We start from the raw sequence: 13759 nt of genomic DNA on the forward strand, positions 1-13759 counted from the left end.
GGGTCTCTTCTTCAAGACCCCGGTTCGCATGTACGAGATAAAGGGCGGCCAGGCGCGAGAAATCGCCTACGATCCCGCCATGTTCGACTACGGCAAAAGCGGGTTGCAAAGCGCACACCTGCCACAGGATCTTGGTTTCGCCGGCTTCCAGCTTTTTATCACACCGATCGCAAGCGCGACATCGTCGCCTTCCTCGGCGCAAGCTATTTCCGCGCAGTCGGAGGAGAAATGCAGTATGGCCTCTCGACGCGCGGCCTGGCCATCGACAGCGGCATGTCGCGCAGCGAGGAGTTCCCGCGTTTCACCGCCTTCTGGTTTGAACGGCCCGAGCCCGAATCGGACGTGCTTACGGTTTATGCCCTGATGGACTCTCCCAGCATCACCGGCGCATATCGTTTCCTCATCCATCCAGCGGCGCGGCTGGTCATGGGCGTCGATGCCGCGCTTTACCCGCGCAAGCCGATCGAGCGGCTCGGCGTTGCCCCCTGACCAGCATGTTCCTGTTCGGCGAGAACGAAAATCGTATCAACCACGATTGGCGGCCGGAGATCCACGATTCGGACGGGCTCGCAATATGGCGCGGAAACGGCGAGTGGATCTGGCGGCCGTTGGTCAATCCGGTGAACCTGCGTTTCAACGCCTATGCCGACGACAGCCCGCGCGGCTTCGGCCTGCTGCAGCGCGACCGCAATTTCGACCATTACCAGGACGACGGCGCCTTCTACGAACGCCGGCCCAGCCTCTGGGTCGAGCCACGGTCGGGCTGGGGCAAAGGGTCGGTCCAACTGGTCGAATTGCCGGCCTCCGACGAGACCTTCGACAACATCGTTGCATTCTGGAACCCGGCCGAGAAACCCCAACCCGGCCAGGAGTTACTGTTCGCCTATCGTCTCTATTGGGGTGACGGGCCCCCGGTCGTTGCGCCGCTTGCCCGGGTAGTCGCCACGCGTACCGGTCTCGGTGGCATTGTGGGGCAGAAGCGCAAATATTTCTCCTGGCGTTTCGCGGTCGACTTTGCTGGGGGCGATCTCGCCATGCTCGGCAAAGATACGGTTGTCGAACCGGTGATCGTCGTTTCGCGCGGTCAAGTCGAGATCACATCCGTGCGCCCCTTGGCACCCATACAGGGATTGCGTGCGATGTTCGACCTGAAACCAACCGATTGGGATCCGGGCCCGATCAACCTCCGTATGTTTTTGCGGGTGGACGGCCAGCCCTTGACGGAGACCTGGCTGTATCAGTGGACACCGCCGCAGGTGCGGCCGCCCTTATAACCTCCGGCAGAGTCATCTGCGGGTACCCCTGGTATTCGCGCCACGTATGTCGGCTCTGGCGCGGCCCGGATCAGACCCGTTTGCGCCGCATCATGCCCAAACCGAGTAGCCCTAGGCCAAGCAGGCCCACCGTGGCCGGTTCCGGCACCCCGTTGCTTCGCGGTTGCACGGACAGGGTCAGCGTGTAGGCGCCCGGATCAATCGAGATCAGGTTTTCAATATGCGACACGGCACCGAATCCGGCCGGCGGCAAGCCATCCATGAACCAGGCCTGGTTGCTGGCACTGATCGCGTACATTTCGTAGTCGCCGATGCCGATGTAATAGGTCCCGGCACTGATGACATAGGTCAGCATGGAATCGAGGCCGTTCGCATCGTCGTTGCCGGCCAGGGCCTGGAAGCCGGCATCGAACAGGGCGATGTTGGTATCCAAATTTGTCCCAATCTGACCCGTGGCATTGATCGTCAGCAGGCCACCGGTGCCAAAAACGAGCTTGTATACATCGCCTTCGTCGCCCTGGCCGATCGTGCCCTGGATCTGCATATCGGTAGCCAGTTGGGCTGATGCCAGGAAATTCGAGGCATCGCCCGATTCGATATACGTGGCATGAGCCGAGGTCATGCCCGCTGCCAGCAGGAGCGCAAGGCTCAGTTTATTCAGGTTGGTTTTCATTCTCTCCGCTTTCCGCTCGATCTTGGTTGCGCTGGCAGGCAGCTTTTCCATTCATTGCATCTGCCTTTCCAGCCTGCCATTCGGTGAGCACGGAACATGCCAGTCCATCCCCACACAACAGAGTCCCAATTTAAATACAATGACTTACACGTATCGTGTGCGCTGATGTGCGGACGGGGAGGCTCATTCGGGGCGATTTGTAAAATCCTTCGACAGCGCGCGCCACGCCGCGCCAGCGACCCGGTTCGTTTCAAGCAATGGCCTGGTAACCCAGCGCGGCACCGGTCTGCCCAGCAGCTTNTTTCAGTGCCTCGACCCAGCCCGGCTTGTGGCGATCGGCCGGCGCGGAAATCGACAGGCCCGCCACCAGCTTGCCCTCTGCATCGCGTACCGGCGCGCCGATGCACGCCACGCCCAGTTCGGCTTCCTCGCGGTCGCGGGCCAGCTGTTCGTGGCGTATGGTGTCCAGTTCGGCCGAGAGGCGTTCCAGCGTAGTCAAGGTATTCGGCGTATAGGCCGGCAGGCCGGTGCGCTCGGCATAGCCCATCACGCCGCTGGCGCTGTCCTCGGCCAGGAAGATCTTGCCGACCGCGGTGACGTGGAGCGGCGCGTGCGCCCNCACCACCTGCACCACCTGGATCAGCGTCTGGCCACCCGACACGCGCTCGATGTAGACCGCCTCGTCGCCGCGCCGCACGATCAGGTTGACCGTCTCGCCGGTCAACTCGGCCAGTTGCTGCATATACGGCATGGCCACCTGGCGGATGTTAAGCCGCGCACGTAAGCGATTGCCCACTTCCAGCCAACGTACGCCCAGGTCATATTCACCGGCGCCCGTCTTCTCGACAAGGCCGTGCGCCATCAGCGCGCCGAGGATGCGGTGCGCGCTGGCGGTATGCAGGCCGGCCTGCTCGGCCAGCCGGGTAAGCGTCGCCGGGCCGGGCGCGCGCGCAAGAATGCCGACCAGCGCCATGGCGCGGTCGAGAACCTGAATAGAGGAAGCACCGTTTTTCATAAAGTGAAAATTTATCACGCAATGTGAAATTGTTGACAGTTTACTGCTTCAATACGTTCATCGTTTCATATGATGTGAAACATTTTCATATTGTGAAAGGCATAGCCATGAGCGCCCAGATGCAGTCCACNCCCGAGACCTTCCCTGCGTTTTGCGAAGGCATTCAGTATTTCGCCGACAGCTTNCCCGAAATCGACCGTCTGGGCGCCACACCGCTGCTAGGCCCCAACCAGCCCGCACTGCCGGATGCGACCAGCGAAGCGGCGGTCTACCAGACCCTGCTCGCCGCCGACGCATTGCGCTACCTGACGTTGCAGGTCACCGGCAGCAAGTCGTCCGGCCATCCGGGCGGCTTCGCCTCCAACGCTGACGCCGTCGCCGCGCTGCATCTGCTGGGCCACCGCAACATGGTGACCGAAGTCGGCCACCACGCGCCCGGTTTCTATTCGGCGATGTTCCTCGACACCTCGCTGGAAGCGATGGGGATCCAGACAGTCGCCGAAATGCGCACGCGTTTCCGCGAACGCCATGGCCTGCTTGGCCACCTGTCCGGCGCAATCCCCGGCCTGCTCGCGCCCGCCGGCCCGCTCGGACAAGGCCAGCACTTCGCCATGGCCGGCGCCTACCTGCGCCGCGACAAGCTGTTTCCGGTCACCATCGGCGACGGCGGGCTGGGCGAACCCTACATCATGAGCGCGTTCCAGCACTTCGCGACCGCGTATCCCGACGTCACCAACTACCTGCCGGTGCTGGTGTGGAACGGCTATTCGCAGGAACATCACAGCATGGTGTCGCTGTGGGACAACACGCGCATGACCGACTACTGGCGCGCCCACGGTTTCGACGAGGTGCACCTGATCGACGCGCGCGACTACGCCGACACCCCCGACGCACCGGTGTACACCGACAGCACCACGTTCGGCTTCGCCGCGCGCATGGCCTTCACCGGCGCCATCCTCAAAGCCGCCGATGCTGCCGCGAAGAGCGCCCTGTCCGGCCGCCGCGCCTGCCTCATCGTCAAGCAGCTGAAGGGCGCCGGCGTGCACGCCACCGGCGCCAAGTCGCACAACCTCTATGCCCACCACACGCTCGATTCCGACGACGTGAAGGGCGGTCTGCAGCGCCGCGCGCTGCCGATCAAGGCTTGGGAAATCACGCGGGAAAACTTCCGCAACGCCGGTGGCGGGCCCGCCGCACGCGTCGCTGTGACCGAAAGCGTGCGCGATCTGCCCAGCCTGGATGGCTTGCCGCTGACCGAGTTCGCCATTGGCGAAAATCATGTGCCCACCACTGCCTTCGGCCACGTGGTCGGCGAGGTGGGCAAGCGCGACCCGATGTTCGTGGTCACCAACGCCGACGGCAACGAGGCCTCGGGCATGGCCAACATCAACAAGGCGCTGACGATCCGCCACCCGACTGCCGACGACCTCTATTTCCAGGGCCCCTCGGGCCAGGTCTACGAGCCGCTCAACGAGGATGCCTGCGCCGGCCTCGCGGTGGGCGTGGCGCTGTTCGGCGGCCGCAGCCTGTGGTGCAGCTATGAGTCGTTCGCGATCAACGGCCTGCCGATCTGGCAGACGGTGACGCAGGCAATGGCCGAACTGCGGCGCAAGACGCCCGCCACGGTATGCCTGTTCACCGCCGGCGCGCTCGAGCAGGGCCGCAACGGCTGGACCCACCAGCGGCCGGAAATCGAGAGCTACTTCGCCGCGATGATGCGCAACGGCAACGTCTACCCGCTGTTCCCGGTCGACGCCAACATGATCCAGGCGAGCTACGACTGGGCACTGAAGCAGCACAACAAGGGCATCGTCATCACCGCATCGAAGTCGCCGCTTCCGGTGCGTACCTCGCTCGCACAGGGCGAGGCCGCCATCGAGCAGGGCGCGATCGTGCTGCAGGAGCATCCCGGCAAGAAGTCGGTCGTGTTCGCCGTGACCGGCGACATGGTGCTGCAGCCGGTGTTCGCCGCTGCCGAGAAACTGGCCGAATCCGGCATCGGTTCCCGCATCGTCGCCGTGGTCAACCCGCGCCGCCTGTACCGTCCGGGCGACGTGCTGTGGGGCAGCGTGTCGGAGCCCGACGACCGCTTCATGGACGACGACTCCTTCAAGGCGATGTTCCAAGGCGACGTCCTGCTCGGCGTCAGCGGCGGCCCGTCGGCACCGCTCGAGCCTGTTTTGTTGCGCAGCCAGGCCGCCCAACGGGATGTGTTCTGCTGGAAGCGCGGCGAAACCACTGCCAGCCCGCAGCAGCTGTTCGACTTCAACGGCATGAATGCGCAGGCCATGAGCGCACGCGTGCTGGCCATGCTGGAGCGCACGGCATCATGAGTCCCAAGATCGTCGTTCTAGACGACGATCCCACCGGCTCGCAGACGGTGCATTCCTGTCTGCTGCTGACGCGCTGGGATGTCTCCACGCTGAAGACGGCGCTGGCCGATGCGGCGCCGCTGTTCTTCATCCTCACCAATACGCGCGGGATGGATGCGGGACGCGCGGCCGCCGTGACGCGCGAGGTGTGCGAAAACCTCAGGCTTGCGCTCGCCGATTACCCCGGGCCGGTCCTGCTCGTGTCGCGCTCGGATTCCACCCTGCGCGGCCACTACCCGGTGGAGACCGACGTGATGAACGCCGTGCTCGGGCCGTTCGACGCGACGCTGCTGACGCCGGCTTTCTTCGAAGGCGGCCGCATCACGCGTGACAGCACGCATTACCTGATCGTCGACGGCAAACCGATACCGACCCACGAGACCGAGTTCGCGCGCGACTCGGTGTTCGGCTATCGCACGGCCTATCTGCCGGACTATGTCGCCGAGAAGACAAACGGTCGCGTGGCATCCGATTCGGTACGGCGCCTGACGCTGGCCGATCTGCGCACAGGGCAGGCGGACACCTGGCTGGCGGCGCTGCACGACAATCAGGTGGGGGTGATCGACGGCGAAACGGCGGACGACTACCGGCTGTTCGCCGACGCTGCGCTGAAGGCCGCGGCCGGCGGCAAGCGATGGCTGTTCCGCAGCGCCGCTTCGCTGCTCACCGCGTTGGCGAAGCTGCCACCGCAGCCGGTGGCCGCCGAAGCCTTTTCCACCCTGGTGCGCGACCGCCAGCCTGGCGCGGTCGTGGTCGGCTCGCACGTCGCCAAGACCACCGCACAACTCACCGCGTTGCTGAAGGAGCGCGGCGTGGTCGGTCTGCCGCTCGACGTTGCCCGCCTGCCCGGCGCGCGCGCCGCAGTGGTCGACGAACTCACCGCCGGCATCGCCCACGCCCACGCACGCGGTCTCACCCCGGTGGTGTTCACCAGCCGCAGCGAGCGGCAATTCGCCAACATTACAGAACGCCTGACGTTTGGCGAGTCGGTGTCGGGCACGCTGATGGACGTGGTGAAACGGCTGCCGGACACGCTCGGCTTTCTCATCAGCAAGGGCGGCATCACCTCCAACGACGTGCTGTCGACCGGATTGGCGCTAACCGCCTCGCGCGTGTTGGGGCAGATCCTGCCCGGCGTCACCGTGGTGCAAACGCCGCCCGGCCACCGTTTGCCGCAGTTGCCGGTCGTCATCTTCCCCGGCAATGTCGGCGGCGACGGTGCGCTGGCCGAAGCCTACCGGCGGCTCGCACCCTCGCACGCGCAGGCAAGCCCGGCTACACTCGCAGCCTGAACGTACACATCGCTTTTCATGCTCAGCCCCGCTTTTCTGTCCCAGCTACGCAAACTGCTGCCCGACCATTGCGTACTCCACGCGCGCGAGGATCTCGTGCCGTTCGAGAGCGACGGCCTGTCGGCGTACCGCAACACGCCCGATGTGGTGGCGTTGCCGGAAAACGAGTCGCAAGTGGCGGCGATCCTGCGGCTGTGCCATGCCAACCAGGTGTCGGTGGTGGCGCGCGGTGCCGGTACCGGTCTGGCCGCCGGCGCGCTGCCCGTCGACGGCGCGGTCCTGCTGGTGCTGTCCAAGCTCAATCAGATCAGGCACATCGACCCGCTGGCCCGGACAGCGACCGTGCAGCCCGGAGTACGCAACCTCGCAATTTCCGAAGCCGCCGCCGTGCACGGCCTCTACTACGCGCCCGATCCCTCGTCGCAGATCGCCTGTTCGATCGGCGGCAACGTGGCGGAAAATTCCGGCGGCGTGCACTGCCTGAAATACGGTCTCACCGTACACAACATCCTCAAGCTGCGCGCCTGGACCATCGATGGCCAGCTGCTCGAAATCGGCAGCGACACACTCGATAGTCCCGGCTACGATCTGCTGGCGCTGATGACCGGCTCCGAAGGCATGCTGGCGGTGATCACCGAGGTCACGGTCAAACTTCTGCCGCGCCCCCAGCGTGCGCAGGTGGTGCTGGCCGCGTTCGACGACGTGGCCAAGGCGGGGGCCGCAGTGGGCAACATCATTGCCGCGGGCGTCATCCCCGCCGGCCTGGAAATGATGGACCGCCTCGCCATCCAGGCCGCCGAGGCCTTCGTCCACGCCGGTTATCCGCTCGACTGCGAGGCCCTGTTGCTGTGCGAGGTTGACGGCGTCAACGAGGAAGTCTCGGACGACATCTTTACCGTGCACGAAGTGCTCGCGGCCTCCGGTGCGGTCGAGATCCACACGGCCGAGAGCGAAGAACAGCGCCTCCACTTCTGGGCCGGGCGCAAAGCGGCGTTTCCTGCCGTGGGACGGCTGGCGCCCGACTATTACTGCATGGACGGCACCATTCCGCGCGCCCAGTTGCCGCAGGTTCTGCGCCGCATCAGCGAGATGAGCCTCGAGTTCGGGCTGGCCGTCGCCAACGTGTTCCATGCCGGCGACGGCAACCTGCACCCGCTGATCCTGTTCGACGCCAACCAGCCGGGCGAACTGCACCAGGCCGAAGCCTTCGGCAGCAAGATCCTGGAATTGTGCGTCGAGGTCGGCGGCACCATCACCGGCGAACACGGCGTCGGACTGGAGAAGATCAACCAGATGTGCGCGCAGTTCGCCACGCCGGAGCTGACCCGTTTCCACGAGGTGAAAGCCGCGTTTGATCCCGACACGCTTCTCAACCCCGGCAAGGCCGTGCCCGAGCTGCACCGCTGCGCCGAGTGGGGCGCGATGCACATCCACGGCGGCCAGCTGCCGCATCCCGAGTTGCCGAGGTTCTGATGCTGGACACCTTCATCGACCGCATCCGTACGGCCTATGCCGAAGGCTCGCCGCTCATCCTCCAGGGCGGCGGCAGCAAGACCTTCTACGGCAACGCCGACGAAGGCGAGGTGCTCAGCACGCGCGCGCTCACCGGCATCGTCGACTACCAGCCCAAGGAGCTGGTGCTGACCGCCCGTGCCGGCACGCCGCTGGCCGAGATCGAAGCCGCGCTAGCCGAACGGAACCAGATGCTGGCGTTCGAACCGCCGCACTTCGGCGGCGCCGCCACGCTGGGCGGCAGCATCGCCACCGGCCTGTCCGGCCCGCGCCGGCCGTATGCCGGTGCCGCACGCGACTTCGTGCTCGGCGTGCGCATGATCGACGGCACCGGCCAGCCGCTGCGCTTCGGCGGCCAGGTGATCAAGAATGTCGCCGGCTACGACGTGTCGCGGCTGATGGCTGGCGCACTCGGCACGCTCGGCCTGATTACCGAGGTGTCGCTCAAGGTGCTGCCGAAACCTGCGGCGGAAACCACGCTGCAATTCGAACTCGACGAAACCGGCGCGATCGAGAACATGAACCGGTGGGCGGGACAGCCGCTGCCGCTGTCTGCCACCTCATGGCACGCGGACCTATTGACGGTGCGGCTGTCGGGCGCGGAATCCGCGGTACATGCCGCACGAGCCCGGCTCGGCGGCGAGTTGCTGCATGACGCAGCCGCCTTCTGGCAGCGCCTACGCGACCAGGCCACGCCTTTCTTCGACAAGCGCCCGCTCTGGCGGCTGGCGGTCAAGCCAACCACGCCGCCTCTGAGTCTCGGCGGCGCCGAATGGATCGAATGGGGTGGTGCGGTACGCTGGCTGGCGTCCGATCTGCCTGCGGCCACCCTGCGCGACGCGGCAAAAACAGCAGGCGGGCATGCCACCCTGTTTCGCGGCACGGCACCGGTCGACGGCGCTTTCGCCCCGTTAGCCCCGTCCCTGCTGACCCTGCATCGCAACCTGAAGCAGCGCTTCGATCCCAANGGGATTCTCAACCGCGGCCGCCTGTATCCGGAATTCTGAATGGACCTCGATACGATCGATCACGTGGTGCTGACCGTACGCGACATTCCTGCCAGCGTAGCCTTCTACACGCGCGTGCTGGGCATGCGCGAGGTCATTTTCGGCAACGACCGGCGGGCCTTGGCCTTTGGCCGCTGCAAGCTGAACCTGCATCAGGCCGGCCGCGAATTCGAGCCGAAAGCAACGCATCCCACGCCGGGCGCCGCCGACCTCTGCCTGCTCGCGCGCACGCCCATCGCCGACATCACGCGCCAACTTGCCGCACTAGGCATCGCCATCGAAGCCGGCCCGGTCGAACGCACCGGCGCACAAGGCCCCCTCCTGTCAGTCTATGTGCGTGATCCCGACGGCAATCTGATCGAACTGTCCAACCCGCTCTGACATGCAGACCACGCTCGCCGAACCTTATCGCAATACNCCCGAAGGCGACATTGCCGAACGCATTCTTCGCAATTGCGTTCATTGCGGCTTCTGTCTCGCCACCTGCCCCACCTACCAGATTCTCGGCAACGAGCTCGACTCGCCGCGCGGCCGCATCTATCTGATGAAGCAGGTGCTCGAAGGGGCGTCGCCGACGGCCAAGACCCAGCTCCACCTCGACCGCTGCCTGACCTGCCGCAACTGCGAAACCACCTGCCCGTCGGGCGTCGAATACGGCAAGCTGCTCGACATCGGCCGCCACATCGTGGAAGACAAAGTCGGGCGCGGCATCGCCGAGTCCGCGACACGCACTGCGCTCAAGACCGGCCTCGGCTCATCCATGCTGTTCAACAGCGCGTTGAAGCTCGGCCANGGGGTGCGCGGCCTCATGCCGCGGTTTCTGAAGTCACGCATTCCGCCAACGGAAGCCGCAGGCACCTGGCCGGCACCGCGCCAACCTCGCCGCATGCTGGTCTTGCAGGGCTGCGTGCAGCCCGGCCTCAAGCCCAACATCAACGCCGCCACTGCACGCGTCCTCGACCGCATCGGCATCTCGCTGGTCGCCGCGGACGAGGCCGGCTGTTGCGGCGCGCTGGCGCACCACCTCAACGACACCGACGCAGGGCTCGCCGCCGCACGCCGCAACATCGACGCCTGGTTGCCGCATCTCGAGGCCGGGGCAGAAGCCATTGTGATGACGGCCTCGGGCTGCGGCGTGATGGTGAAGGACTACGGCTGGCTGCTGCGCCACGACCCCGCCTACGCCGACAAAGCCGCGCGCGTCTCCGCCGCGACGAAGGATATTTCGGAAATCCTCGCCGCCGAGCGCGATGCCCTGAAACCGCTCACNCCTCACCCCTCACCGCTCACCCACAAGCGCATCGCCTACCATCCACCCTGCACCCTGCAGCACGGACAGAAACTCGGCGGCGACGTCGAGGCGTTGCTGACGCAAGCCGGTTTCGAGCTCACGCCGGTGGCGGAGAAACATCTGTGCTGCGGCTCGGCCGGTACCTATTCGATCCTGCAGCCCGAGATCGCCGGCGCGCTCAAGACCCGCAAGCTCGGCCATCTGCAGGCCGGTGCGCCGGAGATGATCGCGACCGCCAACATCGGCTGCCTGACCCATCTGCAATCGGCCAGCCCGATCCCGGTACGGCACTGGGTGGAACTTTTGGACGAGACGATGGCCGCATCCTGACTAGCCTCGGGAGCACGTCATGATCTTCAAACAACTATTCGAACCCATTTCCAGTACCTACACCTATCTTCTGGGGTGCGAGGAAACCGGCCAGGCCCTTTTGATCGACCCGGTTCTACCGGCCTGGGAGCGCGACCTGGCCACGGTCAACGCACTCGGACTGGAACTCGCGTTCACGCTGGAAACGCATATCCACGCCGACCACATCACCTCGGCCAATAAACTCAAGGCCATAGCCGGCAGCCGCATCGCGGGCCCCGCGCTCGACCGGCTGCCGTGCACCGACATCGGCATTGTCGAGGGGACGCCGTTCAAAATGGGTTCGGTCGAACTCGCACCGATTCACACGCCCGGCCATACCGACAACCACTTCGCCTACCTGCACGACGGGCGCCTCTACAGCGGCGATGCCCTGCTGATCGAGGCCTGCGGCCGCACCGACTTCCAGAACGGCGACGCGACCGCGCTGTATCACTCGGTGCGCGGCAAGCTGTTCGCGCTCGACGACGATACGCTGGTCTATCCCGCCCACGATTACGAGCAGCGCCGTATCAGCACCATCGGTCAGGAGAAGGCGCGCAANCCCCGGCTTGGCGGTGACCGGACGCTGGACGATTTCGTCCGGCTGATGGGCGAGCTGAAGCTCGCCTATCCCAAGTTCATCGACTATGCCGTGCCCGGCAACCGCGAATGCGGTACCTGCCCGCCTGGCGTGCCGGACCATTTGCAGCAGTATTGCGCGCAGATCACGGAAAGCCGCCAGGGCTGACTGGGTTTGGATCGGCCCTGTCCAAAATGAACGAGTGGGCTAGGGCTGGAGATCGTCGGGCCGATTGAGATTGGCAAAGGCCGCCGCGTCGAAACGCACGGTGGTCGAGGACAGTTCCGCCTGCCAATGACGCACTGCGCGTTCACCACGTGCCAGGTAGCCGGCCAGATGCTCGCGCTGGTCGGTATGCACCAGGAAGCAGCTATGGTGTATGCGCGTGTCATCCTCTGCCACCGCCAGCGGCACGCCTTCCAGTTGTGCCGCGCCCAGCAGGCGAAATGCCAGGTCGGCAGGCAGGTGCGGTGTATCGCACGGAACGACCAGCAGCCAGTCGGTCGTCACCGCCTGCAACGCCGCCAGCACGCCTGCCAGCGGGCCCGGGTAGTCGGGCAGGGTGTCTGGCAGGACGCGCCGGCCATAGGCCGCGTAACGCTCGAGATTGCGATTGGCGCTGATGACGATCTNCCCGACCTGCGGCGCCAGCACGGCCAAGACCCATTCGACCAGCGGACGGCCCTGATAGTCGACCAGCCCCTTGTCCGCGCCGCCCATGCGGCGACCCTGCCCGCCGGCCAGGATGACGGCCGTCACGTCCTGCATGCCAGGGGCGTCAGCGGTGGCCATACAGGTGAANAAGATCCGAGCGGTCGCCGGGGCGGGCACCGTCCCACACCTTGACCCAGTCGGGCGAGATATGCGGTTCGACATCACGCTGCCGCGTCTCCACCAGCAGCCAGGCGCAGCCGATGTCGGCCGGCGCGAGCATGCGTCCGCTGTGATAGGCCAGCAGCAGGCGCTGCTGGCTGCGCACCTGGTAGGTCTGGATGCATTCCGTCGGCGGCACCCGTGCCGCCAGCACCGCGCCCACGCTGGCGTAGGAGAGACGCTGGTCGAGCGGCGCCTGGAACAGCGCCATCAGCAGCCCCCAGCTGAAAGTCATGCCGGCCGTCCACACCAGGATCGGGCGCAGCGGCGAACGACGAATGCGGGCGAGGAACACAACCCACGCCAGCGTGACGACGATGCCCAGTGCGAGCGCCCACGGACGCAGGACGCCCACGCCCGTCATGCCCAATCGGGTCAGCCGCGCCGCCAGCCGCGCCGGGCTGCCCAGGTCGTGTGCGCTCCAGTAGACCCACAGGACCAGCGCCAGAAAACCGAAGAGCATGATGCCAAACCACAGCAGGGCATAGGCGGCACCGCGCCGCAGGGTGTAGAGGCCGGACGCCCCCAGCAAGGCGAGCGGCAGCAGCAGAATGAGGCCTTGTTCCTCACCGGGATCGGTGTCGAAGACATACAGAGCAAGCAGGCCCAGCAGCGCGCCTACCGGCAGCACGATGCCCGGCGTGCGCCACTGACGCCGGCCGCGATAGAGCGCCCAGGCGGCCAGCGGCCACGCCGGCCAGGCGTACCAGCCGAGAATGCCCAGGTAGAACGCCGGGCGCAGAGGCGCATCACCCAGCCAGCGCTGCAGGTTGAGCGCCTGCTTGAGCGGAATGGCCTGTGTGGTCAGGTAGGCCAGCCATGCCGCGCTTGCCGCCAAGGCAAGGCCCACCCNCCATGCCAGCGCACGCCGTGCCGGCGGCGAACGGAAGGCTTCGAGCAGGCCCGGCAATCCCATCGCCAACAGCAGGAACAAGGCCGCTTCCGCCGCGCCGCCGGCAAGCAGCATCAGGATGGCGCCCGCGCCCAGCGTCCAGCCGCCGCGCGGACCCTGGGGCAGGGTGGCGATGCCGTGCAGCATGATCGCGGCGGCGGCGAACTGCGCGGTTGCTGCATTGAGTTCATGGCCGCGAACCAGGAGTCCCATGCAACCCAGCAAGGTGAGCGCGGCGGCCCACGCGGTTTCCGCGCCATACAGTGCGCGGGCCGTACGCGCAATGAAGAACAACGCCAGCGCGATGAACAGTCCCGAAGCGAGGCGCGCGCCATCGGCCAGACTCAGAAAGGACGACGTCAGCCAGGCGGTGGCGGTGGCCACCCAGTAGTAGAGGGNAGGCGTAGCCGACACGGACTGCGNGGCGGTGCCACTTTTCAGCAGCAGCCACAATTGCACGAAGTGCTCGCCGTCGCCCCCTTTCCAGGGCGCGTGTCCAACCAGCCCGGGCAACAGCCACGCCGCGCAGAGCAGCAACAGCCCGAGCCGGGCAAGAGGGAGCGGATGCTTATTGAACAATTTTGAGAAGCTGGCCCGGTCGGGGTTCGCCATCAGGGTAGAGATCGT

At 65.9% G+C, this 13759-nt stretch carries 14 protein-coding genes; 10 read left to right on the top strand and 4 right to left on the bottom strand.

Going from position 1 to position 13759, the window contains the following annotated elements:
- The first annotated feature begins 28 nt into the window (after positions 1-28).
- Genes HZY77_RS11395 through HZY77_RS11405 form a run of 3 tightly spaced genes read left to right on the top strand, consistent with a single transcriptional unit; the run spans position 29 to position 1274 of the window.
- Complete coding sequence (locus tag HZY77_RS11395) at positions 29-364, top strand: glucan biosynthesis protein (protein WP_296814807.1); 336 nt, start codon at positions 29-31, stop codon at positions 362-364.
- Positions 364-489, top strand: a complete 126-nt coding sequence (locus HZY77_RS11400) for a glucan biosynthesis protein (RefSeq protein WP_296814809.1) — start codon at positions 364-366, stop codon at positions 487-489. The genes HZY77_RS11395 and HZY77_RS11400 overlap by 1 nt, the downstream gene beginning before the upstream one ends.
- 5 nt (positions 490-494) lie before the next feature.
- Positions 495-1274, top strand: a complete 780-nt coding sequence (locus HZY77_RS11405; RefSeq protein ID WP_296814813.1) for a glucan biosynthesis protein — start codon at positions 495-497, stop codon at positions 1272-1274.
- A gap of 70 nt (positions 1275-1344) precedes the next feature.
- Here the strand turns inward: HZY77_RS11405 and HZY77_RS11410 are convergent, their stop codons facing one another.
- Together HZY77_RS11410 and HZY77_RS11415 are read right to left on the bottom strand one after the other, a co-directional pair.
- Complete coding sequence (locus HZY77_RS11410; protein ID WP_296814817.1) at positions 1345-1947, bottom strand: DVUA0089 family protein; 603 nt, start codon at positions 1945-1947, stop codon at positions 1345-1347.
- A gap of 250 nt (positions 1948-2197) precedes the next feature.
- Complete coding sequence (locus HZY77_RS11415) at positions 2198-2962, bottom strand: IclR family transcriptional regulator (RefSeq protein WP_296814821.1); 765 nt, start codon at positions 2960-2962, stop codon at positions 2198-2200.
- Between the two features lie 107 nt (positions 2963-3069).
- Between HZY77_RS11415 and HZY77_RS11420 the strand changes: the two genes are divergently transcribed.
- The 7 genes from HZY77_RS11420 (at position 3070) to HZY77_RS11450 (ending at position 11535) form a co-directional block, all read left to right on the top strand.
- Complete coding sequence (locus HZY77_RS11420) at positions 3070-5295, top strand: phosphoketolase (protein WP_296814824.1); 2226 nt, start codon at positions 3070-3072, stop codon at positions 5293-5295.
- Complete coding sequence (locus tag HZY77_RS11425; protein ID WP_296814827.1) at positions 5292-6626, top strand: four-carbon acid sugar kinase family protein; 1335 nt, start codon at positions 5292-5294, stop codon at positions 6624-6626. Before HZY77_RS11420 ends, HZY77_RS11425 begins: the two co-directional genes overlap by 4 nt.
- A gap of 18 nt (positions 6627-6644) precedes the next feature.
- Complete coding sequence (locus tag HZY77_RS11430) at positions 6645-8099, top strand: FAD-linked oxidase C-terminal domain-containing protein (protein ID WP_296814831.1); 1455 nt, start codon at positions 6645-6647, stop codon at positions 8097-8099.
- A complete protein-coding gene (gene glcE, locus HZY77_RS11435) occupies positions 8099-9145 on the top strand; it encodes a glycolate oxidase subunit GlcE (RefSeq protein ID WP_296814834.1) in 1047 nt (348 codons plus the stop codon). Before HZY77_RS11430 ends, glcE begins: the two co-directional genes overlap by 1 nt.
- Entirely contained in the window at positions 9146-9526 is a 381-nt protein-coding gene (locus HZY77_RS11440) for a VOC family protein (RefSeq protein WP_296814837.1), read from the top strand.
- A 1-nt stretch (position 9527) separates the two neighbouring features.
- Positions 9528-10766, top strand: a complete 1239-nt coding sequence (gene glcF, locus HZY77_RS11445) for a glycolate oxidase subunit GlcF (RefSeq protein WP_296814841.1) — start codon at positions 9528-9530, stop codon at positions 10764-10766.
- A 19-nt stretch (positions 10767-10785) separates the two neighbouring features.
- A complete protein-coding gene (locus HZY77_RS11450) occupies positions 10786-11535 on the top strand; it encodes an MBL fold metallo-hydrolase (protein ID WP_296814844.1) in 750 nt (249 codons plus the stop codon).
- A 39-nt stretch (positions 11536-11574) separates the two neighbouring features.
- Here the strand turns inward: HZY77_RS11450 and mobA are convergent, their stop codons facing one another.
- Together mobA and HZY77_RS11460 are read right to left on the bottom strand one after the other, a co-directional pair.
- The gene (gene mobA / locus HZY77_RS11455) at positions 11575-12135 is read right to left on the bottom strand and encodes a molybdenum cofactor guanylyltransferase MobA (RefSeq protein WP_296814846.1); all 561 of its coding nucleotides are present in this window, start codon (positions 12133-12135) and stop codon (positions 11575-11577) included.
- Positions 12136-12145: 10 nt separating this feature from the next.
- A complete protein-coding gene (locus HZY77_RS11460; RefSeq protein ID WP_296814849.1) occupies positions 12146-13744 on the bottom strand; it encodes a hypothetical protein in 1599 nt (532 codons plus the stop codon).
- Between the last annotated feature and the right edge of the window lie 15 nt (positions 13745-13759).

It is taken from the genome of Thiobacillus sp. (assembly GCF_013693775.1).
In the GTDB taxonomy this organism is placed as follows: Bacteria; Pseudomonadota; Gammaproteobacteria; order Burkholderiales; family Thiobacillaceae; genus Thiobacillus.